General features: G+C 72.2%; 24 protein-coding genes. 9 read left to right on the plus strand and 15 right to left on the minus strand.

All coding sequences use genetic code 11. The annotated features are described in order from the left end of the window. Nucleotides 1-5: 5 nt before the first annotated feature. Entirely contained in the window at nucleotides 6-2,537 is a 2,532-nt protein-coding gene (locus tag G3I78_RS26080; protein ID WP_343243849.1) for a M14 family zinc carboxypeptidase, read from the minus strand. A 188-nt stretch (nucleotides 2,538-2,725) separates the two neighbouring features. Here G3I78_RS26080 and G3I78_RS26085 point away from each other — a divergent pair, with 188 nt between their 5' ends. After that, nucleotides 2,726-3,589 (plus strand): hypothetical protein, encoded by an 864-nt coding sequence (locus G3I78_RS26085; protein WP_164428711.1) that lies wholly within the window; start codon nucleotides 2,726-2,728, stop codon nucleotides 3,587-3,589. Between the two features lie 24 nt (nucleotides 3,590-3,613). Then, the gene (locus G3I78_RS26090) at nucleotides 3,614-4,417 is read left to right on the plus strand and encodes an EI24 domain-containing protein (RefSeq protein WP_164428713.1); all 804 of its coding nucleotides are present in this window, start codon (nucleotides 3,614-3,616) and stop codon (nucleotides 4,415-4,417) included. A 14-nt stretch (nucleotides 4,418-4,431) separates the two neighbouring features. On the opposite strand, the gene G3I78_RS26095 is transcribed toward G3I78_RS26090, so the two are convergent. Together G3I78_RS26095 and G3I78_RS26100 are read right to left on the minus strand one after the other, a co-directional pair. Further along, on the minus strand, nucleotides 4,432-5,682 hold the full coding sequence (locus G3I78_RS26095) for a pyroglutamyl peptidase (RefSeq protein ID WP_164428715.1): 1,251 nt from the start codon (nucleotides 5,680-5,682) through the stop codon (nucleotides 4,432-4,434). A gap of 73 nt (nucleotides 5,683-5,755) precedes the next feature. Further along, nucleotides 5,756-6,703, minus strand: a complete 948-nt coding sequence (locus G3I78_RS26100; RefSeq protein WP_239158047.1) for a LysR family transcriptional regulator — start codon at nucleotides 6,701-6,703, stop codon at nucleotides 5,756-5,758. A 58-nt stretch (nucleotides 6,704-6,761) separates the two neighbouring features. On the opposite strand from G3I78_RS26100, the gene G3I78_RS26105 reads away from it, so the two are divergent. Both G3I78_RS26105 and G3I78_RS26110 read left to right on the plus strand, forming a co-directional pair. Further along, nucleotides 6,762-7,151: a RidA family protein gene (locus G3I78_RS26105; protein ID WP_164428717.1), complete on the plus strand. Its 390-nt coding sequence runs from the start codon at nucleotides 6,762-6,764 to the stop codon at nucleotides 7,149-7,151. Nucleotides 7,152-7,162: 11 nt separating this feature from the next. Further along, a complete protein-coding gene (locus tag G3I78_RS26110; protein WP_164428719.1) occupies nucleotides 7,163-7,492 on the plus strand; it encodes a YrdB family protein in 330 nt (109 codons plus the stop codon). 12 nt (nucleotides 7,493-7,504) lie between these two features. Here G3I78_RS26110 and G3I78_RS26115 read toward each other — a convergent pair whose 3' ends face one another. Next, entirely contained in the window at nucleotides 7,505-8,086 is a 582-nt protein-coding gene (locus G3I78_RS26115) for a TetR/AcrR family transcriptional regulator (RefSeq protein ID WP_164428721.1), read from the minus strand. A gap of 108 nt (nucleotides 8,087-8,194) precedes the next feature. On the opposite strand from G3I78_RS26115, the gene G3I78_RS26120 reads away from it, so the two are divergent. Continuing rightward, nucleotides 8,195-10,642 carry a glycoside hydrolase family 3 C-terminal domain-containing protein gene (locus G3I78_RS26120; protein WP_164428723.1) on the plus strand — a complete coding sequence of 816 codons (2,448 nt, stop codon included), beginning with the start codon at nucleotides 8,195-8,197 and terminating at the stop codon, nucleotides 10,640-10,642. 122 nt (nucleotides 10,643-10,764) lie between these two features. Here G3I78_RS26120 and G3I78_RS26125 read toward each other — a convergent pair whose 3' ends face one another. Beyond that, nucleotides 10,765-11,736, minus strand: coding sequence for an aldose epimerase family protein (locus G3I78_RS26125; protein WP_164428725.1), 972 nt, complete (start codon nucleotides 11,734-11,736; stop codon nucleotides 10,765-10,767). 10 nt (nucleotides 11,737-11,746) lie between these two features. Then, entirely contained in the window at nucleotides 11,747-12,631 is an 885-nt protein-coding gene (locus G3I78_RS26130) for an SGNH/GDSL hydrolase family protein (protein ID WP_164428726.1), read from the minus strand. A gap of 250 nt (nucleotides 12,632-12,881) precedes the next feature. Here G3I78_RS26130 and G3I78_RS26135 point away from each other — a divergent pair, with 250 nt between their 5' ends. Beyond that, nucleotides 12,882-13,376, plus strand: coding sequence for a DUF3145 domain-containing protein (locus G3I78_RS26135; RefSeq protein WP_164428728.1), 495 nt, complete (start codon nucleotides 12,882-12,884; stop codon nucleotides 13,374-13,376). An 83-nt stretch (nucleotides 13,377-13,459) separates the two neighbouring features. On the opposite strand, the gene fabF is transcribed toward G3I78_RS26135, so the two are convergent. From fabF to fasR, 5 genes are all read right to left on the minus strand, one after another. Continuing rightward, on the minus strand, nucleotides 13,460-14,731 hold the full coding sequence (fabF, locus tag G3I78_RS26140) for a beta-ketoacyl-ACP synthase II (RefSeq protein ID WP_164428731.1): 1,272 nt from the start codon (nucleotides 14,729-14,731) through the stop codon (nucleotides 13,460-13,462). Between the two features lie 85 nt (nucleotides 14,732-14,816). After that, entirely contained in the window at nucleotides 14,817-15,065 is a 249-nt protein-coding gene (locus tag G3I78_RS26145; protein WP_007381745.1) for an acyl carrier protein, read from the minus strand. A 78-nt stretch (nucleotides 15,066-15,143) separates the two neighbouring features. Then, on the minus strand, nucleotides 15,144-16,175 hold the full coding sequence (locus G3I78_RS26150; RefSeq protein ID WP_164428732.1) for a ketoacyl-ACP synthase III: 1,032 nt from the start codon (nucleotides 16,173-16,175) through the stop codon (nucleotides 15,144-15,146). A 16-nt stretch (nucleotides 16,176-16,191) separates the two neighbouring features. Then, nucleotides 16,192-17,106, minus strand: coding sequence for an ACP S-malonyltransferase (locus tag G3I78_RS26155; protein ID WP_164428734.1), 915 nt, complete (start codon nucleotides 17,104-17,106; stop codon nucleotides 16,192-16,194). 89 nt (nucleotides 17,107-17,195) lie between these two features. Continuing rightward, nucleotides 17,196-18,401, minus strand: coding sequence for a fatty acid biosynthesis transcriptional regulator FasR (fasR, locus tag G3I78_RS26160; RefSeq protein WP_164428736.1), 1,206 nt, complete (start codon nucleotides 18,399-18,401; stop codon nucleotides 17,196-17,198). Nucleotides 18,402-18,494: 93 nt separating this feature from the next. Here fasR and G3I78_RS26165 point away from each other — a divergent pair, with 93 nt between their 5' ends. Continuing rightward, nucleotides 18,495-19,148, plus strand: a complete 654-nt coding sequence (locus G3I78_RS26165; RefSeq protein ID WP_164428738.1) for a pirin family protein — start codon at nucleotides 18,495-18,497, stop codon at nucleotides 19,146-19,148. On the opposite strand, the gene G3I78_RS26170 is transcribed toward G3I78_RS26165, so the two are convergent. Together G3I78_RS26170 and G3I78_RS26175 are read right to left on the minus strand one after the other, a co-directional pair. Beyond that, the gene (locus G3I78_RS26170; RefSeq protein WP_164428740.1) at nucleotides 19,145-19,960 is read right to left on the minus strand and encodes a serine hydrolase domain-containing protein; all 816 of its coding nucleotides are present in this window, start codon (nucleotides 19,958-19,960) and stop codon (nucleotides 19,145-19,147) included. The genes G3I78_RS26165 and G3I78_RS26170 overlap by 4 nt on opposite strands. Before the next feature lie 19 nt (nucleotides 19,961-19,979). Beyond that, nucleotides 19,980-20,450: a GNAT family N-acetyltransferase gene (locus tag G3I78_RS26175; RefSeq protein ID WP_164428742.1), complete on the minus strand. Its 471-nt coding sequence runs from the start codon at nucleotides 20,448-20,450 to the stop codon at nucleotides 19,980-19,982. 97 nt (nucleotides 20,451-20,547) lie between these two features. Here G3I78_RS26175 and G3I78_RS26180 point away from each other — a divergent pair, with 97 nt between their 5' ends. Beyond that, the gene (locus G3I78_RS26180; RefSeq protein WP_164428744.1) at nucleotides 20,548-21,015 is read left to right on the plus strand and encodes a MerR family transcriptional regulator; all 468 of its coding nucleotides are present in this window, start codon (nucleotides 20,548-20,550) and stop codon (nucleotides 21,013-21,015) included. Then, the gene (locus G3I78_RS26185) at nucleotides 21,012-22,028 is read left to right on the plus strand and encodes an aldo/keto reductase (RefSeq protein WP_164428746.1); all 1,017 of its coding nucleotides are present in this window, start codon (nucleotides 21,012-21,014) and stop codon (nucleotides 22,026-22,028) included. Before G3I78_RS26180 ends, G3I78_RS26185 begins: the two co-directional genes overlap by 4 nt. Before the next feature lies 1 nt (nucleotide 22,029). Here the strand turns inward: G3I78_RS26185 and G3I78_RS26190 are convergent, their stop codons facing one another. Further along, nucleotides 22,030-22,890: a DUF4429 domain-containing protein gene (locus G3I78_RS26190; protein ID WP_164428991.1), complete on the minus strand. Its 861-nt coding sequence runs from the start codon at nucleotides 22,888-22,890 to the stop codon at nucleotides 22,030-22,032. 58 nt (nucleotides 22,891-22,948) lie between these two features. Continuing rightward, nucleotides 22,949-24,166 carry an alpha/beta hydrolase gene (locus G3I78_RS26195; RefSeq protein ID WP_164428748.1) on the minus strand — a complete coding sequence of 406 codons (1,218 nt, stop codon included), beginning with the start codon at nucleotides 24,164-24,166 and terminating at the stop codon, nucleotides 22,949-22,951. Between the last annotated feature and the right edge of the window lie 43 nt (nucleotides 24,167-24,209).

Below are 24,209 nucleotides of genomic sequence, written 5' to 3' on the forward strand. Positions count from 1 at the left end.
CAACTTCAGCCGCTGCTCGCGTGTGCCATGGTGAACAATGCCCGCCCGACCTGGGCGAACTCCCCTTTCGGATGGTTCCGGAAGAGAGGCTCGGTACCGAACAGGACGGCTCGCGGACCGCTGATCACAGAGGCCCGCCCGGCCGCCGCCGAGGGCCCGCCGGAGCCGTCCGGCAGGGGCCGCCAGTGCCCGGAGACCAGCGGGTTCCCGGTGGCGTACGACTGCTCGACCCGCACCCCCGGGCCGAGACCGGTGAACCAGACCGGCGCGTAGACGAACCCGTGGTCCGGGGCGCCGTCGGTCACCGGGCCCGAGTTCCGCACCCGCACCACCCCGTTGGCGTCCCCGTTGCCCTCCACCGCCGTAGCCGCCAACAGACCCGTGGCGGCGCTCAGTTCGGCACCCACGCTCCCGCGCCCGACGAGCCCGTGCCCGGCGCCCAGGAAGGCGTCCAGGGCCGTGCGGGCGCCCGTGGTGAGGGAGTCGCGGTCGAGGCCCGCCGACACGAACAGCACGTCCACCGCCGACCAGTCGAAACCGGCGTTCAGGACGGCCGTCGACACCGGCACGGCCTCGAAGCCCATCTCCCTGAGCGCGAACAGCTCCCCGGAGGTCACGGCGGCGGCCACCCGCGTGCGGCGGAACTCCGCGGTGCCCTTCTGCCGCGTCGCCTCGAACACCACGTCGTGGACGCGAGCGGCCTCGGCGGCCAGGGCGCGCGCGGACGCGGGCACGACCGCACTGCCGTCGGCGGCCCGCCGTACCGGAACACCCTGCTGGAGAAGGGAGTTGAGCGCCGCGATCTCCTGCGGGTCGGTCAGCCGCAGCCGCAGGTCCCCGCGCGCGGCCACCCGCCCCACGTCCGAGGCGGCCCGGACCGGCCGCAGCGGCACCCCGGCCAGGCTCCCGGACGGCACCGGCGTGACCTTCGCGCCCCACAGCCGGCCCAGGCTCCAGCCCGAGATGTCGTACATCACCGAGACCTTGCCGCTGATGTCCCGCCCGTCCGCGAGCAGCGAGTTGGCCAGACCCCGCTTGGGCTGGCGCATGTCGACGACGTACGACCCCTTCGCGTACGACCGTCCGCCGAGCCGGAAGTCACCGGCCGCGCGGCTCACACGGACGTCGTCGGCGATCAGGTGGTCGACGAGCCGGGCGGCGGCGGTGTCGTTCCCGCCCGCCGGAATCACGTACGCGCGCGGGAACTCGGTGGTGTACACGTCCTCGGGCCCGATGCCCGGCACCCCGGGGACCGTCGCCTCGGACACCGGCACCTGGGCGGCCCCCGCCGCACCGCGCCGGAAGACCTCGATCTGGTCGGCGATCAGCGAGGTCCGCCGCTTCCGCACGAAGTCGAGCGTGGCGTCGACGGCCGCGCCCGCCACGGCCGTGTTGATCGCGGACCGCCGCCGCAGCTCGGCCACGGGCAGGCTGTCGTAGAGGGAGTTGTTCACGGCCAGCGGGATCTCCACGGTGTGCGCGGCGACCGTGCCGTGGAAGGCCGCGTACTGCGGGGTGAAGATCGGCGGCCAGTCGTCCCAGCCCTCCTCCTGGTCCCGGAAGGGGATCTGCGCGGGCTCCACACCGTCCTTCGCGGGCGTGTAGTCGAGGCCGTTGACGGCGGACTCCATGCCGAGCGCGTTGGCGTAGGTGTTCTTCAGGAAGAGGTCGTACTCGTAGTTCTCGCCGTGCGGGGGAGTGGTCGGCTCGATCAGGGTGCCGTTGACGTAGCCGTGCAGGTCGAGCAGCACGGCGGGCTGCTTGTCGATCTCGATCTGCCGCATCGCCCGTGTCTCGGGCTGCGAGGCGGTCACGAAGTCCCGGTTCAGGTCGAAGCCGTTGGCGTTCGCGCGGGTCCCGGCGATCCGGCCGTCCGGGTTCGCCGTGATGTTGAAGTACAGCCGGGAGTGGGCGAGAAGATCCTCGGTGCGGGCGTCCGTCGCGGTCGCGAGCCGCTCCACGGCCTTCAGGGAGGCGTCCGTGCCCTCCCACTCGTTGCCGTGGATGTTGTTGTTGACGAAGACCGGCGTCTTGTAACCCGCCCTGATCTCCCGGGACTTGGCGGCGGTCGCGGGCGCGTTCTCGATCAGCTCGCGCATCCGCTCCTGGGCGCGTGTCTGCGCGGTCGTCTCCGGTGCGGTCACGGTGACGAGGTAGAGCCGGTGCCCGCCCGCCGAGCGCCCCGCGACCTCGACGCTCACCCGGTCGCCGAGCCGCTGGAGGGCGTTGAGTCTCGGGGCGATCGAGTGGTACGGGGTGAGGCCCAGCTTGATGGACCTGTCGGCCGGGTTCTCCGGGTCGGGGGTGAGCACCTGTTCGCGCGGATAGCCGCGGGTGGTGCCGGTGAAGCCGGTGGCCGGGGCGGTGAGCGCTCGTAGCGCCGCGCTCTCCGGGGCCCGGGCCGGGCCTTGGTCGCCCGCCCTCTCACGGGTGGGGGGTTCGGGGTCCGCGGTCGCGCCATTCGGGACGAGCAGCAGCGAGCCGGTGAGGGCGATGAGCAGGACGGGTCTCGCAGAAACGGTTCTCGTGGTGTGCACGCGTACCTCCTCCGGAGCTTCCTGAGATCGGTACGGCGAGATGTACCTGTTCGACTCAACCGCAACAAGAGGGAGTTCGTGGCGCGGATGCCCCGGATGGCGCATCTCGTGCCGCCCGGACGGGGCATGCTGAGGGGGTCGGAAGCGGGCGGCGAGCGATTCCCACAGCGATTCCACAGGAGAAGCCCATGGCCACGATCCCTTCGCTCCCCAGCAGGGACGACGTCCTGCGCATGGCACGCAGCACCACCGACATCACCGGCCAACTCCTCGACACGGCCGGGAACATCACCAGGATCGCGATCAACACCCTCGACCCGCGCGACGGTTCGGGCGCCGAGGCGCTGCGCGTGCTGCGCGAGACGACGGCGGAACTGGCCGAGGCGAGCGCCTCCCCGCAGGCCCAGGAGGCGTTCTACCGGATCGTCGACACTCTCACCCGCCTCGGCACCACCGGCGCCCCGCTCGCGGTGCACCCGGTGAGCGAACCGGCCCAGGCCCTGCTCGCCGCCCTCGGCGACAGCCTGCTGCCCGTCCTGGACGCGGTGGAACCCGCGGTCGAGGAGTTCGCGACCGCGCTCGGCGAGCTGGTCGAGGCGACGTCACCGCTGCTCCCCGCGGCGGCGGGCGTGGCCGCCGGAGCCCTCCTCGCCCTCACCCCGCTGATCCGTGCCGCGACCGGGGTGCTGGAGGACTCCACACCCGAACTCCGCCGGGTCGCCGACGCGTTGACGGCCGCGCTGGCCCCGCTGATGCCCCTCCAGGTGGCGCTGGCCGAGCGTGCTGCCGCCGCCGGCGCCGGGGTCGTACGCGCGACGCTCCCGCCGCTCGCCGACCTGACGGACGCGGCGGCGGCCACCGCGAAGGCGGCCCGTCCGGTGCTGATCGCCGGTGAGGAACTGTTCGTGTCGGGCCTGGAGCGGCTCCAGCCCGCGCTGCTCGCCGCCGCCTCCCGCACCGGCGGCGTGGCCCGGGCGGTGGCGGTCAGGGTGTCCGCGGCGGTGGCCCCGGCGGCGGACCGGGGGGTCGTGGTGGCCGTATCTCCCGCGTGACGGGCACCCGATAGGGTTCTGGCCATGCGTGATCTTGCGGCGGGCTTCCAGTACCTCCTGAAGGGCCAGCGCTGGGTGGCCCGGCACGGCAGGCAGTACGGCTTCGGCCTGATCCCGGGCCTGATCACCCTCGTGCTCTATGTGGCGGCCCTGGTGGCGCTCGCGACCTGGGGCGGGGACGCGGTGTCCTGGGCGACGCCGTTCGCCGACGACTGGTCGAGCCCGTGGCAGGGCCTGTTCCGCGGCTTCCTCACGGTCGTGCTCTTCGCGCTGGCCCTCCTCCTCGCGGTGCTCACCTTCACGGCGGTCACGCTCCTGATAGGGCAGCCCTTCTACGAAAGCCTCTCCGAGCGGGTCGACCGGGACGTCTCCCCGGACGGCACGGCCCCCGAGTCCGGCCTCCCGCTCTGGCGCGACCTGTGGATCTCCGCGCGGGACAGCCTCCGCATCGTGATCCGCGCCCTCCTGTGGGCCGTGCTCCTCTTCGCCCTGGGCTTCGTCCCCTTCGTCGGCCAGACCGTGGTCCCGGTCGTCGGGTTCTTCGTCACCGGCTTCTTCCTCACCGAGGAACTGACCGCGGTCGCCCTCCAGCGCCGCGGTGTCGACCTTCGCGCCCGCCTGACCCTCCTCCGCTCCCGCAAGCCCCTGATCTGGGGCTTCGGCACCCCGCTCGGCCTGGCCTTCCTGGTCCCCTTCGTGGCGGTCTTCCTGATGCCGGGCGCGGTGGCGGGAGCGACACTGATGGCCCGCGACCTGCTGGGGGAGGAGACGCAGGACGAGGAGGACCCCGAGCAGGAGCCGACCCCGGACGAGCCGGCTCCCGGCTGAATCCGTAGCACGCCCTAGGCGTCCGCCCCCAGCGCCACCGCCACGATCGCCCGCACCTGCGCGATGATGTCCACCCGGTTCCTCACGAACCCCGGATCGGTCACCGTCCCCGTCGCCGGGTCCGTGTTCCCCGCCCCGAACTCCAGGACAGGCGTGTGCACATGGCCGCCCGGCAGCACGTCGTGCAGCCCGAGCCGGTCCCGCAGCAGCGTGGCCCGGTAGGCGATCTCGTTGGACAGGTAGTCCCCGCCGCCCCCGGCCCGCGCGGCGGACCCCTCGGTCGGTCCGTCCGGCTGCACGACGGGCTGTGTGCCGCCCGCCGGGATCTCGGTCACACTCGTGTGGTCGTACACCGGGAACCGCCCGGTGCCGGCGGCGACGATCTTCTCGTACGGCAAGGTCGTGGTCGTCCACTGCGGCTGCGAGGCCGGGTCGGAGACCGGCACCAGGCCCGTCACCCCGACGTTGTCGTTGTCCGGGAACCCGCCCCGCCAGGCCCCGTTGGTCCGCTCCACGTCGAAGCGCCCCACCCGTCCCTGACTCACGGTCGTGAAGAGGTCCACCTGCTTCAGATACGGCCGCAGCGCCCGCTCCACCGTCCCGTCGGTGAAGTCCCGCCACCGCACGGGGAACACCACGGTCTCCACCCGGGCGGGCCCCGCCGCGGTCTCGACGACCGTTCCGTCGAGCGCGAGCGCGGTCGCCCCGGACGGGTTGGAGATCCGGATGTCCCGGTCCAGCGTGAACGGATCGAACCCGGTGACGAGCACCCGCTTCAGCCCGTGCCGGTGCGGGAAGCGCACCGAGGTCTGCCCGCGCGAGGTCCGCTCCAACTCGTCGAGCAGGGCGGCCCGTTGGGGGGCCGACAGCCCGAACGACGGCTCCCAGGTGCGCACTTCACGGGTCATCGTCAACCGCGCCCAGTACAGCGGCCGGTCGTCGTCCCGGCTCAGGTCCCCACCGGCGGGCCCCCGCCCCTGCGCCCGGTCGACGGCCCGCTGCCACAGCCCGGCCCCCTGCCGTTCGACGACCTTCCTGGCCTCGGCGTACGACCCGGCCGCCCCGAGCGCCCGGCTGAAGCGGAGCGTCACGGCGTCGAACCCGGACCGCTCCAGGATCTCCCGCGGTACGGCCTTGTCGAGCCGTTTCTCCTCCACCGTCGGCGAGGGCGCGGCCGTGGCGGCGGCTGCCGGGGTCACGGGGGCGGCCAGTCCCGCCAGCAGGGCCAGTCCGAGGAATCCGATCCGAACGCGTAGGGATCTCAAGGCAGTTCAGGCCTTCCGTCGCTGTGGGGCGCGAGTGGTGCCGGACGACCGCAGTATCGCGTGGGGAAGTGGTCTACGCCAGCGTGGCGGGCGTGCGCGGAATCCGCCCCGCCGCCTCCCGCAGCGCCCCGACGAACGCCTCCGCCGCCGGTGGCAGGGACCGCCCGCGTACCGTCGCCGCGTACACCGCCCGCGCCGGAGCCCCCTCGTCCAGCACGGGGAGCAGCGCGATGTCCGGCCGTACGGACTCCGCGGCCAGCGCCGGGACGAGGGCCACGCCGAGCCCGGCGGCGACGTACCCCTGCTTGGCGGTCCACTCGCCGACGACATGCGCGATCCGCGGCCGGAACCCCTGCCGCAGCGCCGCGTCGAGCAGCGTGCCCTCGGGCCGCGGGCTCCCGGAGATCCAGTCAGCGCCGGCCAGCCGCCCGAGCCGCACGGGACCGCCGCCCGCCAGCGGATGCCCGGCCGGGACGGCGACGTACAGCGACTCGTCGAGCAGATGGCGGAGTTCGTACGACGACAGCGGCGCGCCGCTCGTCGTGGAGACGACCGCGAGATCCAGCCGCCCCTCGACGAGCCGGTCCAGCAGCGCCGGCGTGAGCCCCTCCTCACGGGACACCCGCACCCCGGGGTGGCGGCTCCCGAAGACGCCGAGGGCGTGCGGGACCAGCGCCGCGTCCGCCGTCGGGAACGCCCCGAACCGCAGCCGCCCGCCCGCGAGTTCACGCAGCGCCGCCAGCTCGCGCGCGGCCGTGTGCAGGGCCCCGGTGACGGCCTCGGCATGCGGCACGAGCGCCCGCCCGGCCTCCGTCAGCCGCACCCCTCGCGGCAGCCGGTCGAACAGCGGCGCCCCGCCCAACGCCCCCTCCAGCGAGGAGATCTGCCGGGACACCGCCGACTGCGTCCAGCCGAGCGCACGCGAGGCCACGGTGAACGAGCCGTGCCGGGCGACCTCCAGGAACACCCGCAGCCAGACGGTGGACAGGTCGGGGACGTCGGTGCGATGCGGATTCGGCATGCCGCCCATGCTGGACATTCGCTTGTCGCATCGCAAGCGCGGACCTAGCGTCGACGGCATGCGGATCACCCTCGACAACCCCGCCGGCGCGCCCCGGCCGCTGAGCCCCTACTACTCTCAGGTCGCCCGGGTCGAACAGGCCGACGGCAGCGCCCTGTTGTTCGTCTCCGGCCAGATCGCCGAGGGCGGCACACTCGCCGACCAGACCCGCGCAATCTTCGAGACCCTCACCGCCCTCCTGGCCGCCCACGGCGCGGCCCTGTCCCATGTCATCAACATCCGCACCTACCTCACGGACATCTCGGAACTGGAGCAATACGGCACGGTGAGAAGGGAGTTCCTCACCGGCACCCCGCCCACGAGCATGACCTTCGAGGTCCCCCGCCTCTTCCGCCCGGAGGCCCGGATCGAGATCGAGATCGTGGCGGCGGTCCCGGCGGCCGGGTGATACTGCCGTCCATGAAGGCAGTCAACCTGGGCGTTCTCTTCCTCGTCGAGCTGGGCGCTCTGGCGGGCGCCTCGTACTGGGGTTTCACCCGGCACGTCGCCACCCCGCTGACCTGGTTGCTGGGCCTGGCCGCCCCCGCGCTGCTGATCGCCCTGTGGGCGCTGTTCGGGGCGCGGAAGGCGCCGTACAAGACGCGCGGTCTCGCCCGGGTCGGCTTCGAGGCGCTGTGGTTCGGGGCCGGGGTGCTCGCGCTGGTGGCCGCGGGGGACACCGGCGGGGCGGTGCTGCTCGGGGCTCTCGTCGTGGTGAGCAAGAGCCTGGCGGCGGTCTGGAAGCAGTGAGTTGACGGGCCGTCAGTCCGTTGGTTCGCCCAGCAGGTGCAGGAAGTCGCGGAACGCGCCCGGCATGTCCACCGACTCCGGGTCCAGGAGCCACTGGTACTGGAGTCCGTCCATCACGGCGACGAGCAGCGGGGCCGTGCGCTCCGGGGTGAGGCCGTTGGGGAGGCGGTCGCCGTACTCGGAGCGCAGGGCCAGGGCCATCGTGTCGCGGACCCGGGTGTAGCGGTCGGTGAAGTACGCACGGGCCGGGTGGCCCTCCGTCACGCTCTCGCCGAGGAGCGCCGAGAAGGTCTGGATGATGCCGGGCCGCATGGCGTTGTACTCGACCAGCGAGGCGAGCAGATCGATCCGCCAGCTGCCGTCCGGCACCGCGTCCCACTTGTCCCGCTCCTCCAGGACCGCGACCAGCAGCGCGTCCTTCGTCGGGAAGTGGTGCAGCAGCCCCTGCTGGGTCAGCCCGACCCGCTCGGCCACCGCCGCCAGACTCGCCCCCCGGTAGCCGCGCTCGGCGATGACCTCCAGGGCCGCCCGGACGATCTCCGCCCGGCGCTCCTCGCTTCTGGTCCTGGTGCTCATGGCGTCACCGTACGGCATCCCGACGAGCCAAATATAACGGCAGAATAACGAAACCTACCGCTCGCCAGGTAAACGATGCACGATGAGACGAGAGGACCGCACGGACTTCAACGAGGAGGCACCGCCATGGCGGAACCCGAGGCACCCCAGGGGACCACCCCCGCCGACCAGGCCCGCGAGGCCGCCGTGGAGACGGCCCTCGCCGCGCTCGACCTGGACGCCAAGGCGGGCCTGCTGTCCGGCCAGGACATGTGGACCCTGCCCGCGCTCCCGGAGATCGGCCTGGCCTCCCTCGTCATGTCCGACGGCCCGATCGGCGTCCGGGGCGTGCGCTGGAGCGCCGACGACCCCTCGATCGCCCTGCCCTCCCCGACCGCGCTGGCCGCCACCTGGGACCCGGAACTCGCCCGCAGGGCCGGCCGGCTGCTCGCCCAGGAGGCCCGCCGCAAGGGCGTCCACGTCCTGCTCGCCCCCACCGTCAACCTCCACCGCTCCCCGCTCGGCGGCCGCCATTTCGAGGCCTACAGCGAGGACCCGTACCTGACGGGCCGGATCGGCGCCGGGTACGTGAACGGCGTCCAGGAGGGCGGAGTCGGCACCACCGTCAAGCACTTCGTCGCCAACGACGCCGAGACCGACCGCTTCACGGTGAACAACCTGGTCTCCGAACGCGCCCTGCGCGAGCTGTACCTGGCGCCCTTCGAGCACATCGTCGAGAACGCCCACCCGTGGGGCATCATGACCGCCTACAACACGGTCAACGGCACGACGATGACCGAGCACCACTACCTCGTCAACGAAGTCCTGCGCGGCGAATGGGGCTTCGACGGCTACAACGTCTCCGACTGGATGGCCGCCCGCTCCACCAAGGCCGCCGTCGAGGGCGGCCTCGACGTCGCCATGCCCGGCCCCCGGACCGTCTACGGCGCGCCCCTCGCACAGGCCGTGCGCGACGGCGACGTCGAGGAGTCCTCGGTCGACACCGCCGTACGCAATGTGCTGCGGCTCGCCGCCCGCGTAGGCATCCTGGCCGGCGCCGAACCCGTCGTCACCGAACTGCCCGAGAGCGTCGACGGCATCGGACTGGCCCGCGAGATCGCCCGCCGCTCCTTCGTCCTGGTCCGCAACCAGGGGGCGCTGCCCCTGCGGCAGGGCACGGTCGCCCTCACCGGCGCCGCCGCCCGCGACGCCCGGGTCCTCGGCGGCGGCTCCGCCACCGTCTTCCCGGACCGGATCGTCTCCCCGCTCGAAGGCCTCACCGCCGCCCTCCCCGAGGGCGCCCTGACCTACACCGTCGGCGCCGATCCCAACACCGAACTCGCCGTCGCCGACAAGGGGTTCGGCCTGAGGGCGGTCTGCCGTGACGCGGCCGGCACCGTCATCGGCACCGCCTCCGCGCCCAACGGCCAGATCCAGTGGATGGGTTCGGACCTCCCCGAGGGTGTCACCCACGACCGCCTGCACTCCGTAGAGCTGACCGGCACCTTCACCCCGCGCGAGACCGGCACCCACACCTTCGGCACCAAGGGCCTCGGCGCCTTCCGGTTGGTGGTCGGCGGCACCACGTACTACGACGACGTCCAGACCACCGACGAGGACGACCCGTTCGTCTCCTTCTTCGGCGCCCCCGAGCCGCGCGCCCGGGTCGAACTGACCGCGGGGGAGCCGGTCGAGGTCTCCCTGACGCACACCGTGGTCTTCCCGGACGACGTCCCGATGAAGGTCGTCGGCTTCTCCCTCGCCCACCAGGAACCGCGGCGCGACCCCGACGAACTGATCGCCGAGGCCGTCGAGTCGGCACGCGGCGCCGACACCGCCGTCGTCGTGGTCGCCACCACCGACCGCGTCGAGTCCGAGGGCTACGACCGCAAGGACCTGACCCTGCCGGGACGCCAGGACGACCTGGTCCGCGCGGTCGCCGCCGTCAACCCGAACACCGTCGTGATCGTCAACTCCGGCTCCCCGGTGGAGCTGCCCTGGCGCGAGGACGTCGCCGCCGTCCTGCTCAGCTGGTTCCCCGGCCAGGAGGGCGGCGCGGCCCTCGCCGACGTGCTGACCGGCGCCGAAGAGCCCGGCGGCCGCCTCCCCACCACCTGGGGCACCCTGGCCGCCGCCCCGGTCACCCGGGTCACCCCCACCGACGGCCAACTCCCTTACGAGGAAGGCGTGTTCATCGGATACACCGCCTGGGAGAAGGCGGGCCGCGCTCCGGCGTACCCCTTCGGCCACGGCCTCGGCTACACCGACTGGACCTATGAGTCCGTCGAGGTCCAGGGCGCCACCGTCCGGGTCCGGCTGCGCAACTCCGGCACCCGCCCCGGCCGCGAGGTCGTCCAGGTCTACCTGGCCCCCGCCGAGCCCGACGCCGAGCGCCCGGCCCGCCGGCTCGCCGGGTTCGCGGGCGCCGAGGCCGGTCCCGGCGACAGCGTCGAGGTCACCGTCGAGATTCCGCGCAGGGCCTTCGAGATCTGGGACGAGAAGACCTCATCGTGGTCGTATGTGAAGGGTTCGTACGAAATCCAGGTCGGACGCTCGATCGAGGACCGTCGGGTGACCGCGACGATTAACGTCTGATCCCAGAGGGCACAGCCCTCGCACAAGCAGCCCCGGCCCGGGACCTGACCCCTGGGCCGGGGCTCGTTTCTTTCACCGGCCGCAAAGCCCTGCCGGCAGGAAGCCCTACCAGCTGGAAAGCCCTACCGGCTGGAGAACCCGTACACCGTCTCCGAGCGGTAGACCTCGCCCGGCCGCAGCACGGTGCCGGGGAACTCCGGGCGGTTCGGGGAGTCCGGGAAGTGCTGGGTCTCCAGCGCGATGCCGTCGCCGGGCGCGAAGGGCTCGGTCAGATGGTCCGCGGTGTACAGCTGGAGCCCCGGCTCGGTGGTCGCCACCGTGAGCACCCGCCCGGACGCGGGGTCGTACAGCTCGGCGACCTCCAGGGCCTGCTGGGTGACCCCCTTGTCGAGCACGAAGTTGTGGTCGTAGCCCGCCCCGGCCTTCCGTGCCTCGCGGAAGTCGAAGCGCGTGTCCGCGACCTCCTCGACACCCGTCGGGATCAGGTCCGCGTCGACCGGCGTGAACCGCGAGGCGTCGATCCGCAGTTCGTGCCCGCCCGCGTTCCCGGACCCGGCCAGGTTGAAGTAGCTGTGGTTGGTCAGGTTCACCGGGGTCGGCGCGTCGGTGACCGCCTCGTACGCGATCCGCAGCGCCCCCGACTCGTCCAGCGAGTACGTCCCCGAGACCTCCAGCCGCCCCGGGAAACCCTCCTCGCCGTGCTCGCTGACCCGGCTCAGCCGCACCCCGAACTCCCCGGCGGGCGCCATGTCCCAGACCCGCTTGTCGAAGCCGTGCTCGCCGCCGTGCAGGGAGTTGGGCGCGTTGTTGGGCGCCAGCGCGTACGTCAGCCCGTCCAGCTCGAAGCGGGCGCCCGCGATCCGGTTCGCGTACCGCCCGATGAAGGCGCCGAGATACGGACCGGAGTGCTCCAGGTACCCCTCCAGGTCGGCGAACCCCAGCACCACGTCGGCCGTACGCCCGTCCCGGTCCGGGACCTCGACGGACTGCACGATCCCGCCGTACGACAGAATGCGCACCCGGACACCGGCGCGCTCCAGCGTCCAGCGGTGGACCTTCGTGCCGTCGGAGAGTGTGGCGAAGAGTTCGTTCATGTGCGGAACTTTAGGTCACGGACGTGATCCGGCGATACGCGATCTCGGCCAGCCGCGCCTGTCCGTCCACACTCGGATGGAACCAGTCCCAGTGGCTGAGCTGGTCGGTGCCGAACCGGTAGTCGTACACCGCGCCGCCGTCGTACCGGCACCGCTCGTCCTTCGCGCACACCGCCTTCAGTACGGAGTTGTAGGCCTCCACCCGGTCCTGCACGGTGTCCCGGCGCGCGGTCGCCGCCGCGTCCAGGGAGTCCGCGTCGGCGAGCATCGACGGACACAGGCCCAGCTTCCACACCTGCTTGCCCACCGGGTTGGTGCGCCCCTCGGACCACAGCCGCTTGAGGTTCGGCACGCTCGCCACGTACACCTGCGCCTTGGGCGCCTTCTCGCGCAGCACGCTCAGCGCGTCCTCGAAGCCGGCCCGGAAGTCGGCCACCGAGGTCATCGCCGCCGTGGAGTCCCGGCAGGCGTCGTTGGCGCCCGCCATCACCGTGACCAGACCCGGCGCGCGTGAGGCCGCCTGTGCCATCTGCGTGGACAGGTCGGCCATCCGCGACCCGGACACCGCGTAGTTCCAGCTCCGCTCGGCCGCCTTCGCGCGCCCCAGCAGCCGTACGGCGAGCGAGTCGACCTTGGTACTGGCGCCGGTCGCCCAGGACACCTCGGGGCAGTCGGTGAGCACCGAGCAGGCGTCGAAGCCGCGGGTGATGGAGTCGCCCACCGCGGCCACCGAACCCGGGCTGCTGTCCCACGCGGGCGTCGGCCTGGCCGAGGGACTGGGCTTCTGGGTGGGGCCCGCCGAGTCGCCCCCCACCGCGTCGCAGCCGGCGACGCCCAGGAGAGCCGCGGTCAGGACGGCGACGCCGGCCCGCGAGCGGTGGCCCTGCTTCCGCATCCGTGGTGATCCCCTCGTGAAATGGTCGTCCTCCTATGACAACGCACGGGAGTTCCCGACGGCCCCGAGGGAACGATCGGGACCCGTACTAGCGTCCTGCCGGGTGAATGGCGGGCGTTTCGGGGCATCGGGACCGACGGTACGTCACACTCCTTGCGCCGCCGCACGGTAGCCTCGCCATCAACGTGGCTGCCTGCCATCGCCGCCATGCCAGCCAGCAAGACTTGTCCCGCTCTGCCCGGAGGTCCCGGTGACGACACGTGGAGTTCTGTACGTGCACTCCGCGCCGCGCGCGCTGTGCCCGCACGTCGAGTGGGCCGTCGCCGGGGTGCTCGGCACGCGCGTCAACCTCGACTGGATCCGGCAGCCGGCCGCGCCCGGCACCTGGCGCTCCGAGTTCTCCTGGAAGGGCGAGGTCGGCACCGCGTCCAAGCTCGCCTCCGCCCTCAGAGGCTGGCACCTGCTCCGCTTCGAGGTCACGGCCGAGCCCTGCGCCACCGCCGAGGGCGAGCGCTACAGCTGCACCCCCGACCTCGGCATCTTCCACGCGGTGACGGGCATCCACGGCGACATCCTGATCCCGGAGGACCGCCTGCGCGCCGCGCTCACGCGCTCACAGCAGGGCGAGACCGACCTGGAGTCGGAACTGTCCAAGCTGCTGGGCAAGCCCTGGGACGACGAACTGGAACCGTTCAGGTACGCGGGCGAGGGCGCTCCGGTCCGCTGGCTGCACCAGGTCGTCTGAGTCTCCCGGTCGTCCGAGTCTCCCGGGCATCCGAAGGGCCCCCACCGACCGGTGGGGGCCCTTCAGTTGCGTACGGACGATCCTCAGACCGTGCGGAACGCCAGCACCACGTTGTGCCCACCGAAGCCGAACGAGTCGTTCAGCGCGGCGATACGGCCCTCCACGGGCAGCTTGCGGGCCTCGCCGCGGACCACGTCCGCGGCGGCCTCGGCCTCGGGGTCGAGGTTCTCGACGTTGATGGTCGGCGGAGCCACCCGGTGGTAGAGCGCGAGCACGGTCGCGACCGTCTCCACGCCACCGGCACCACCCAGCAGATGGCCCGTCATGGACTTGGTGGCCGAGACCGCCATGTGGTCGGCGTCGTCCCCGAACACCTTGCGCAGGGCCTTCAGCTCGGCGATGTCACCGGCGGGCGTCGACGTCGCGTGCGCGTTGACGTGCACGATCTCCGCCGGGTCCAGGTCGGTGCGGTCCAGCAGGTGCTGCAGAGCGGCGGAGATGCCCCGCCCCTCCGGCTCCGGCTGCACGATGTCGTGGCTGTCGGCGGAGATGCCCTGACCGACGGCCTCGGCGTACACGCGGGCCCCGCGCGCCGCCGCGTGCTCCGCGGACTCCAGGACGATCACACCGGCGCCCTCGCCCATGACGAAGCCGTCACGGCCGACGTCGTAGGGGCGCGAGGCGCCCTCGGGGTTCTCGTTGTTCTTGGACATCGCCATCATGTTGCCGAACGCGGCGATGGGCAGCGGGTGGATCGCCGCCTCCGTGCCACCGGCGACGACGACGTCGGCCCGGCCGGTACGGATCATCTCGATGGCGTAGCCGATGGCCTCGGCGCCCGACGCGCAGGCGGAGACCGGGGTGTGCACACCCGCGCGGGCGCCGACGAGCAGACCCACGTTGGCGGACGGGCTGTTGGGCATCAGCATCGGCACGGTGTGCGGGGAGACCCGGCGAACGCCCTTCTCCTTCAGCACGTCGTACTGGTCGAGCAGCGTCGTCACACCGCCGATGCCGGAGGCGATGACGGCGCCGAGGCGGTCGGGGTCGACCTTCTCGTCGTCACCGGCCTTCGCCTCGAAACCGGCGTCGGCCCACGCCTCCTTGGCCGCGATCAGCGCGAACTGCGCCGAGCGGTCCAGACGGCGGGCCTGCGGCCGGGGAATGACCTCGGAAGGTTCCACGGCGATCTGTGCGGCGATGCGGACCGCCTGATCGGCGGCCCACTCCTGCTCCAGGGGCTTGACGCCGGACTTGCCGGCGACGAGACCCTCCCAGGTAGAGGCTGCGTCGCCACCCAGCGGTGTGGTTGCGCCGATACCGGTGACGACCACGGTGCGATTGGTCGGGCTCACGGGAAATCTTTCTCCAACGGTACGAGGATTAAGCGGCGCCACCGCCGGGTGGCGGGGCCGGTCAGCGTCCGGCCCAAGCAGTGGCTCAGGCCTGGTGCTTGAGGATGTAGTCGGTCGCGTCGCCGACCGTCTTGAGGTTCTTGACGTCGTCGTCCGGGATCTTGACGTCGAAGCGCTCTTCGGCGGCGACGACGACCTCGACCATGGACAGCGAGTCGACGTCCAGGTCGTCGGTGAAGGACTTGTCCAGCTGGACGTCCTCAACCGGGATGCCGGCGATCTCGTTCACGATGTCGGCGAGACCGGCGACGATCTCTTCCTGAGTGGCGGCCATGTTGGCGCTCCTTCGTTTTCTTATCCAGAGGGTTGGCAGTGCTTCCCGCACCGGACCGGGTGATCCGGCACGGAGTGCCTAGGGGAGGGTAACGACAGTGGCGGCGTAGACGAGACCCGCCCCGAATCCGATGACGAGCGCGGTGTCGCCGCTCTTCGCCTCGCCGGTCGCCAGGAGCCGCTCCATCGCGAGCGGGATCGAGGCGGCCGAGGTGTTGCCGGTGGTGCGTACGTCACGCGCGACCGTGACATGCTCCGGCAGCTTCAGTGTCTTCACCATCGAGTCGATGATCCGCTCGTTGGCCTGGTGGGGAATGAAGACGTCCAGGTCGTCCGGGCTGATCCCGGCCGCGTCCAGCGCCTGCTGGGCGACCTTCGCCATCTCGAACACGGCCCAGCGGAACACCGCCTGGCCCTCCTGCGTGATCGCGGGGAACTTGACGTTGCCCTCGCTGTCCAGCGGGAGCTTGGAGACGTCGCCGAGCCGGAACTCGTTCCACGCCACCGTCTGCTTGATGGTCTCGGACTTGTCGCCCTCGGAGCCCCAGACGGTGGGGCCGATGTGCGGCTCCTGCGAGGGACCCACGATCACCGCGCCCGCGCCGTCCCCGAACAGGAAGGCGGTGGCCCGGTCCTCCAGGTCGGTCAGGTCGGAGAGCCGCTCCACGCCGATGACGAGGACGTACTCTGCCGAGCCCTCGACGATCATGCCCTTGGCGAGGGTGAGCCCGTAGCCGAAGCCCGCGCAGCCCGCCGAGATGTCGAAGGCGGCGGCCTTGTTCGTGCCCAGCTTGTCGGCGATCTCGGTCGCGACGGCCGGGGTCTGCTTGAAGTGCGAGACCGTCGAGACGATCACGCCGCCGATCTGCTCGGCGGAGATCCCGGCGTCGGCGATCGCCTTGCCGGACGCCTCGATCGACATGGCGGCGACGGTCTCCTCGTCGTTCGCCCAGTGCCGGGTCTGGATGCCGGAGCGCGAGCGGATCCACTCGTCGGACGAGTCGATCGTCTCGAGGATCACCTCGTTGGGCACGACCCGGGTCGGACGGTAGCCGCCGACGCCGAGGATGCGCGCGTACGCGGCGCCCTTGCTGGGCTTGATCTTCGACATGCTCTCGTGCTCCTTCTCAGGCACCGTGCTCGGCGATGAGCTCGCGAGCAGCGTCGAGGTCGTCGGGGGTCTTCAGGGCCAGCGTCGGTACGCCCTTCATCGCGCGCTTGGCGAGACCGGTGAGCGTGCCGCCGGGGCACACCTCGATCAGCGCGGTCGCGCCGAGGGCGGTGAACGTCTCCATGCACAGGTCCCAGCGCACGGGGTTCGCGACCTGGCCGACCAGCCGCTCCAGCACCTCGGCACCGGTCGCGACGGTCTGCCCGTCCTTGTTCGAGACGTACGGGACCGTCGGGTCGCCCGGCGTCAGACCGGCGGCGGCCTTGGCGAGCACGTCGACCGCGGGGGCCATGTGATGCGTGTGGAAGGCGCCGGCGACCTTGAGCGGGACGACCTTGCGGACGCCCTCGGGCTTGTCGTCGTTCAGCACGGCGAGCTGCTCCAGCGTGCCCGCGGCGACGATCTGCCCCGCGCCGTTGACGTTCGCCGGGGTCAGCCCCAGCTTCTCCAGATGCGCGACGGAGACCTCGGGGTCGCCGCCGAGCAGCGCCGACATCCCGGTCTCGGTGATCGCGGCGGCGTCGGCCATGGCCAGACCCCGCTTGCGTACGAGGGTGAGGGCGGCGGTGTCGTCCAGGACACCCGCGAACGCGGCGGCGGTGATCTCGCCGACGGAGTGCCCCGCGACCGCACCAGGAGTGACGGCACCGAGTGCCGAGGCGGACAGGAGCCCGGCCGCGACCAGCAGCGGCTGGGCCACGGCGGTGTCGCGGATGGCGTCCGCGTCGGCCTGTGTGCCGTAGTGGGCGAGGTCCAGCCCGATGGCGTCGGACCACGCGGCGACGCGGTCCGCGGCACCGGGGAGTTCGAGCCAAGGGGTCAGGAAGCCGGGCGTCTGGGCGCCCTGGCCGGGAGCGACGAGTACGAGCACTCTCACACTCTCTCTTGAGGGCGGCCCTGGCCGCCCGTGGGGACAGGGACGAAGAACATGAGGGGGTTTTGTGGGCCCCCGACAAAAGCCTAGGGCTGGAGATCTCCGTCGGCCAGACGCCCCAGGATGAGCGCGATCCGCAAGGTGAACGCCGAACGTACATCGGAGGGCGACCAGCCGGTGACGTCAGTCACACGTCGAAGCCGGTAGCGCACGGTGTTCGGATGCACGAAGAGCATCCGGGCCGCGCCTTCCAGACTGGACGCCTGTTCGAGGTAGACGGAGAGTGTCTCCAGGAGCGCGGAGCCGGCCTCCTCCAGCGGTCTGTAGATCTCCTCCACCAACTGCTCGCGCGCGCTGGGATCCCCGGCGATCGCGCGTTCCGGAAGCAGGTCGTCCGCCAGGACCGGGCGCGGGGCGTCCTGCCAGGCCGAACACGCCTTGAGCCCCGCGGCGGCGGCCTGCGCGGACCGGGTCGCGGCCAGCAGATCGGGTACGACGGGACCGGCGACCACGGGTCCGGCCGCATACGGCCCGATCAGCGACTTGGCCACGGCGAGCGGGTTGTCGCTGCCGCCCGCGATGACGACCAGCCGGGTCCCGAGCACTCCGGTCAGGACCTGGAGCTTGGCGTGCCGGGCGGCCCGGCGGATGGCCTCGACGGTGAGCTCGGAGTCCCCGTCGGGGGCGGTGCCCAGCACCACGCACACATGCTCGGGCGCGTTCCAGCCCAGCGCCGCGGCCCGGCTCACGGCACCCTCGTCGGCCTCCCCGCTGAGCACGGCGTTCACGACGAGGGACTCCAGGCGGGCGTCCCAGGCACCGCGTGCCTCGGCGGCCTGGGCGTACACCTGCGCGGTGGCGAAGGCGATCTCACGGGCGTAGACGAGCAGCGCCTCCCGCAGCACGGACTCGTCACCGGGGGCGGCGACCTCGTCGATCGCGGACTCCATGACCTCGATGGTGGTGCGCACCATCTCCACGGTCTGCCGCAGCGTGATGGCCCGGGTCAGCTCGCGCGGAGCCGTCCCGAACACGTCGGTGGAGATCGCCTGCGGGGCGTCGGGATGCCGGAACCACTCCGTGAAGGCCGCGATGCCGGCCTGTGCGACCAGCCCGATCCAGGAACGGTTCTCCGGGGGCATGGCCCGGTACCACGGCAGCGTCTCGTCCATCCGCGCGATGGCCTGCTGCGCGAGAGACCCGGACGACTTCTCCAGCCGCTTCAGGGTCGCGGAGTGGGGATGGGCACCGGGTGCGGTGGGATCGGACTTGCGGAGTTCGGGTTCGGGCACGGGGACAAGACTGCCTTATCCGGACGTCAGTGCGCGCCGCCGGGTACCGACTGCACCGCCACCCGCGGCCCGTCCCGGGACTACGGTGGTCCCGTGACGGACGTACGGCGCGCGGCGGAGCGCTATCCAGGCGGGGACCCCGGGGCGGGCATCGAGTCGTGGCACGCCTTCTCGTTCGGGCCGCACTACGACCCCGACAACCTCCGGTTCGGCGCGCTGATCGCCTGCAACGAGGAGCGGCTGCTGCCCGGCGCCGGGTTCGACGAACATCCGCACAGCCACACCGAGATCGTGACGTGGGTGGTCGAGGGGGAGCTGACGCACCGGGACTCCACGGGCCGCGCGACGGTCGTACGGGCCGGTGACGTCCAGCGGCTCAGCGCCGCCGCGGGCGTCCGGCACGTCGAACGCAACGACGCCGGCACCCCCCTGACCTTCGTGCAGACCTGGCTCGCCCCCCTGGAGCCCGGCGGCGAGCCGTCGTACGAGATCGTCCGCGGCATCGCCGACTCGACGCCGTACGCGATCCCGGAGGCGGGCGCGATGCTCCACGTGCGCCGCCTGACCGCGGGGGAGCGGACCGCGATCCCGGACGCGCGGTGTCTGTACGTCCATGTGGTGCGCGGCGAAGTGCGGCTGGACGGCGAGGAGTTGGGGCCCGGTGACGCGGCCCGGATCACCGGCGCCAAGGAACTGGACGCGGTGACGGCGACCGGGGCCGAGCTGCTGGTGTGGGAGATGTCCTAGAGGCCGGCGAGTACGGCGTCGGTGAAGGCCGGCCACGCCTCGACCGCCCACGGGCCGAAGGCGCGGTCGGTCAGTGCCACGCAGGCCGCTCCCGCGTCCGGGTCGGTCCACAGGAACGTGCCGGACTGGCCGAAGTGGCCGAAGGTCCGGGGGGAGGACGAAGAGCCGGTCCAGTGGGGGGACTTGGAGTCGCGGATCTCGAAGCCGAGGCCCCAGTCGTTGGGGTTCTGGTGGCCGTAGCCGGGCAGGACGCCCTTGGTGCCCGGGTACTGGACCGTCATCGCCTCCGCGACCGTGCGCGGGTCCAGGAGGCGCGGGGCCTGCACCTCCGCCGCGAAGCGCAGCAGGTCCTCGACCGTGGAGACGCCGTCCTTCGCGGGGGAGCCCTCCAGGGACGTCGACGTCATGCCCAGCGGCTCCAGGACCGCCTGGCGCAGGTACTCCGGGAACGGGATGTCCGTGGCCTTCGCGACATGGTCGCCGAGCTGCTCTAAGCCCGCGTTCGAGTACAGCCGGCGCTCCCCGGGCGGTGCCGTCACCCGGTGCTCGTCGAAGGCCAGCCCCGAGGTGTGCGCGAGGAGGTGGCGGACCGTCGAGCCGGTCGGCCCGGCCGGTTCGTCGAGCTCGACCGCCCCCTCCTCGTACGCGACGAGGACGGCGTAGGCCGCGAGCGGCTTGGTGACCGAGGCCAGCGGGAAGCGGTGGGCCGTCGGGCCGTGGGTGCCGAGGACGGTGCCGTCGGCACGCACCACGCCCGCCGCGGCGGTGGGGACCGGCCAGTTCTCGATCAACACGAGGCTCTGCAAGGACATGGCGTCGAGCCTAAGGCGCTCAGAGCCTCAGAATCATCGTGGGGTCCGGCTTGTGGACGAAGCCGAGGTCGGCGTAGAGCGGCTCGGCCTCGGCGGACGCGGTCAGCATGACCTGGCCCGCGCCGCGCTCGCGGAACCACTCCAGGAGTTCGTCCATGCACGCGCGCGCGTACCCGCGCCGCCGTGCGGCCGGGTCGGTGGCGACGCTGAAGACGTATCCGGAGCGCCCGAGCGGGCTGCCCGCCTTCCCGATGCGGTAGTCGATCGTGCCCACGACGAGCGCGCCCAGCGCTCCCGGCCGGTCCGGGTGGTCGACGACGAAGGCCGCGAAGTCCCCGTCGGCCTCGCCGAGCCTCTCCCGCAGGGCCGGCAGCGCCTCCGTGTGCCAGGCCCTGGACGGGTCCCCGCCCGGCAGCGAGTCGATCATCACCTGGCGCAGCCGCAGCACTTCAGCGGCGTCCTCGGTCGTGGCACGGCGTACGAGACTCATGGCCCGCACGCTAGCGACCGCGCCCGCCCGGCGTCCTGGGGATTTCTTACCGGTTCCGCTTGCTTGGAGTGCACTCCAAGGCCATAGCGTTGGGGTCATGACGGTGATGGAGACCACGGGTACCAGGACCGACAGCTGCGCCGCCCCGCCACACCCCCACCGGCGCCCTGCGGGCCAGGACAGCTACACGATCAGCGAGGTCGTCGCCTTCACCGGCCTGACCGCGCACACCCTGCGCTGGTACGAGCGCATCGGCCTGATGCCGCACATCGACCGCTCGCACACCGGCCAGCGCCGCTACAGCAACCGCGACCTGGACTGGCTCGACTTCGTCGGCAAGCTCCGGCTCACCGGTATGCCGGTCGCCGACATGGTGCGCTACGCGGAGCTGGTGCGCGAGGGCGACCAGACCTTCGGGGACCGTTTCGAACTGCTGGAGGCGACCCGCCGGGACGTACTGGCCCGGATCGCGGAGCTCCAGGACACACTCGCCGTGCTCGACCACAAGATCAGCTTCTACGCCGAGGCGGGTCGGGCCGACTGGGAGAAGGAGAAGGCCGGATGACCGACAACAGGATCGCCACCGCACGGCTGGGCGACACCGGCCCGGAGGCCGGCGTCCAGGGCCTCGGCTGCATGGGCATGAGCTTCGCGTACGGCCCCACGGACGCGAACGCGTCCCGGGCCACCCTGGAGCGGGCCCTGGAACTCGGCGTCACGCTGTACGACACCGCGGACGCCTACGGCAACGGGGAGAACGAGAAGTTCCTGTCGCCGTTCTTCAAGGCCCACCGCGACGAGCTGGTGATCGCCACCAAGTTCGCCCTGGCCATCCCGCCGGAGGACCCGACCCGGCGGATCATCCGCAACGACCCGCCCTACATCCGCCAGGCCGTCGAGGCGAGCCTGAAGCGCCTGGACGTCGAGGCGATCGACGTCTACTACATGCACCGGCGCGATGTGAACGTGCCGATCGAGGACTCCGTCGGCACCATGGCCGAACTGGTGCGCGAGGGCAAGGTCAAGCACCTGGGCCTGAGCGAGGTCACCGCGGCGGAGCTGCGCGAGGCGCAGGCCGTCCACCCCATCGCCGCCGTGCAGTCCGAGTGGTCCCTGTTCAGCCGGGACATCGAGGCCCAGGTGGTCCCGGCCGCCCGTGAACTGGGCGTGGCCCTCGTCCCGTACTCCCCGCTCGGCCGGGGCTTCCTCACCGGCTCCTTCACCAACGCCGACAAGGAGCTCACCGCCGACGACTTCCGCCGCCAGCAGCCCCGCTTCACGGGCGACAACGCCACGGCCAACGCGGCCCTCCTGGCCCCGATCCGCACGGTCGCCGAGGCCCACGGCGTCTCCCTGGGCCAGATCGCCCTGGCCTGGGTCCAGCAGCAGGCCGAGGTCCACGGCCTCCCGGTCATCCCGATCCCCGGCACCCGCAAGCCGGGCCGGGTGGCGGAGAACGCGGCGGCGACGAAGATCGAGCTCACGAAGGAGGAGCTGGAACTCCTGGAGCCGATCGCCGGGCAGGTGGCGGGAGACCGGTACGCGGACATGCGGTTCTCGTCGGCGGGCCGGGAGTGAGCTAGAGCTCCGCCAGCAGCTCCGCCTTCTTCACGGAGAACTCCTCGTCGGTGACCAGTCCGGCCTGGTGCAGCTCCCCGAGATGGCGGATCCGCTCGGCGATGTCGGCGGGGTCCCGGCGCGGCGCGGTCGCGGCCGGGACCGCTGCCGCGCCGGGACCCCGCTGCCGTACGGCGGCCAGGACCGCCGCCGCGAACGGCAACGACTCGTGGACGGGCCCGTACCCCAGTCCGAACACGACGGCAGCAGGATCCTGGTCTGCCTGCGCAGGCCCCGACTCCCCGCGCAGCAGCCGCAGATGCCCCTCGAAGACCTCCGGCGAGCGCCACTCCACACCCGTCAGCTCGGACACCGGGAAGCTCTGGTCGCCGGCCTTCCACTTCGCCGAGGACGCCCCCGTCCAGAACCAGCGGAAGTTCACGGTCCGGCCGTCGAAGGACGCCTTGCCGTCGTACGCCTTGAACTGCAACGGCACCTCGGGCGCGGCCACCAGGAAACGTTCCGCCGGTTCGGCGTCCTCCTTCAGCAGCGCGCGCAGCTCGTCCGCGTAGTACTCGGCGAGCGTCTCCTTGTCGGCCGGCAGCACCAGCCGGTACGGATCGCACCCTTCCTTCAGCTGCCCCGCCGCCGCCTCCATGAGCGGATCCGCCCCGGGCCGCGGCTCGGCGTGCAGCACCACCGTGCCCCGCTTGCCGGGCGTCAGCGTCACCCCGGCGATCGCCTCCAGGGGGATCCGGCGTTCCCCCAGCCCCTGGAAGAGCTTGGGTGTTCGAATCCCTCGTTCGTAGCGGATGAGCACGGAGTCGGACTCGAACTCCCAGGCGGCATGAAATCCGGCCAGTACGTCACCCATGCGGCTCATCGTATGCGGCACGAGCTCCTTCGTCCCCTCCCCGCGCAGACCGCAGTTCCTGCAGTCTCTACGCGCGTCCGGCCGTGGCCGTGCCGGACAAACCGGCGCGGCAGGCTTCGTCCTCGTGGGCGCAGTGCACCGAGCGGTATGCGCCAATGCCGATCTCGGCGAAGTTGAGCAGACTCTCCGTTCCGGGTTGGAAGTAGCCGGCGTGGCCGTCGGCGCCCCGCGCGGACAGCACGCGCGCGCCGAACGCGGCGGAGACCGGGTCGGCGCCGTGGCCGAGCCCGCCCACCTCCAGGTACGGCACGTCCTGGATCCAGTCGTCGGTGTCCCGCATCGCCCACACCCGGGCGGACGTCCGCAGGTGGGCGGCGTTCGCGACCCGCATCCCGGGGCTGCCGGCCACCGCGATGTCGGCCACCCGGCCGGGCAGCGCGTGCGCGGCGACCCCGCACACCACGGAGCCGTAGCTGTGGCAGAACAGGGAGACGGGCGCGGCGCCGGGCAGCGCGCGCACCAGCGCGTTCAGCCGGACGGCGCCGTCCTCGGCGCGCATCGCGGTGGCCGAGTCGATGCCCAGTCCGGCGGGCGCGGTGTAGTCGGCCCAGGCGATGACCGCCGTACGCGTCGAAGGGCTCGCCTCGCGCTCCGCCTGGTACAGGGCCTTGGCCATGCCGACCGGCGCGGAGTAGCTGCGGTTGGTGCGCTGGAAGGTCAGCACGTCGGTGTCGACGCCCGGCACGACGACGGAGACCCGCTCCGCCGTGCGCAGGTCGCCGAAGACCTCGGCGACCCGTCCGGAGCCGTCGGGGTCGAAGGCGAGGATGTGGCGGTCAGGGGTCGTGAGCGACTCGAAGCGGTGCATACGGCGGCCCGCCTCCTGCTGGCCGGCGGGCGTGAGCCGGGCGTCGTGCATGCGTTTGCGCTCGACGGTGCGGGCCTGCATCAGCGCCAGCCGGTTGGCCTGGTAGCGCAGTCCGACGGGGGCGCCGTTCATGTTGCCCACCGCCAGCGGGTAGCGCTGGGCGAGCCGGACGCGCTCCGGCGAGGTGAGCGAGGCGAAGAACCGGGCGAGCAGGGCGGGGGAGGCGTCCGGGTCGGGCAGCCGGTGTCCGTGGACCCGGCCGTGCGCCCAGGAATCCAGGGAGGCCTGGAGCGGGGTGGCCTCCCGCTGGTTGCGCAGCGCGGTCCAGCCGGTGGTCGCCAGCATCACGAACACGACGGCCAGCGCGAGCAGTGCGCGCCAGACGTTCAGTTGCGGGGAGGTGTCGAAAGAAGTCACTGAAAGGACACACTAGGAGAACGGGACGGTCTCGGGTTAATCG

The organism is Streptomyces sp. SID13726 (assembly GCF_010548375.1).
Lineage (GTDB): Bacteria > Actinomycetota > Actinomycetes > Streptomycetales > Streptomycetaceae > Streptomyces.

Coding starts and splice junctions, on each gene's coding strand:
- G3I78_RS26085 (WP_164428711.1), top strand. CDS start 2,726: ATGGCCACGATCCCTTCGCTCCCCAGCAGGGACGACGTCCTGCGCATG.
- G3I78_RS26090 (WP_164428713.1), top strand. CDS start 3,614: ATGCGTGATCTTGCGGCGGGCTTCCAGTACCTCCTGAAGGGCCAGCGC.
- G3I78_RS26100 (WP_239158047.1), bottom strand. CDS start 6,703: ATGCCGAATCCGCATCGCACCGACGTCCCCGACCTGTCCACCGTCTGG.
- G3I78_RS26105 (WP_164428717.1), top strand. CDS start 6,762: ATGCGGATCACCCTCGACAACCCCGCCGGCGCGCCCCGGCCGCTGAGC.
- G3I78_RS26110 (WP_164428719.1), top strand. CDS start 7,163: ATGAAGGCAGTCAACCTGGGCGTTCTCTTCCTCGTCGAGCTGGGCGCT.
- G3I78_RS26115 (WP_164428721.1), bottom strand. CDS start 8,086: ATGCCGTACGGTGACGCCATGAGCACCAGGACCAGAAGCGAGGAGCGC.
- G3I78_RS26120 (WP_164428723.1), top strand. CDS start 8,195: ATGGCGGAACCCGAGGCACCCCAGGGGACCACCCCCGCCGACCAGGCC.
- G3I78_RS26125 (WP_164428725.1), bottom strand. CDS start 11,736: ATGAACGAACTCTTCGCCACACTCTCCGACGGCACGAAGGTCCACCGC.
- G3I78_RS26130 (WP_164428726.1), bottom strand. CDS start 12,631: ATGCGGAAGCAGGGCCACCGCTCGCGGGCCGGCGTCGCCGTCCTGACC.
- G3I78_RS26145 (WP_007381745.1), bottom strand. CDS start 15,065: ATGGCCGCCACTCAGGAAGAGATCGTCGCCGGTCTCGCCGACATCGTG.
- G3I78_RS26150 (WP_164428732.1), bottom strand. CDS start 16,175: ATGTCGAAGATCAAGCCCAGCAAGGGCGCCGCGTACGCGCGCATCCTC.
- G3I78_RS26170 (WP_164428740.1), bottom strand. CDS start 19,960: ATGTCCTTGCAGAGCCTCGTGTTGATCGAGAACTGGCCGGTCCCCACC.
- G3I78_RS26175 (WP_164428742.1), bottom strand. CDS start 20,450: ATGAGTCTCGTACGCCGTGCCACGACCGAGGACGCCGCTGAAGTGCTG.
- G3I78_RS26180 (WP_164428744.1), top strand. CDS start 20,548: ATGACGGTGATGGAGACCACGGGTACCAGGACCGACAGCTGCGCCGCC.
- G3I78_RS26185 (WP_164428746.1), top strand. CDS start 21,012: ATGACCGACAACAGGATCGCCACCGCACGGCTGGGCGACACCGGCCCG.
- G3I78_RS26190 (WP_164428991.1), bottom strand. CDS start 22,890: ATGAGCCGCATGGGTGACGTACTGGCCGGATTTCATGCCGCCTGGGAG.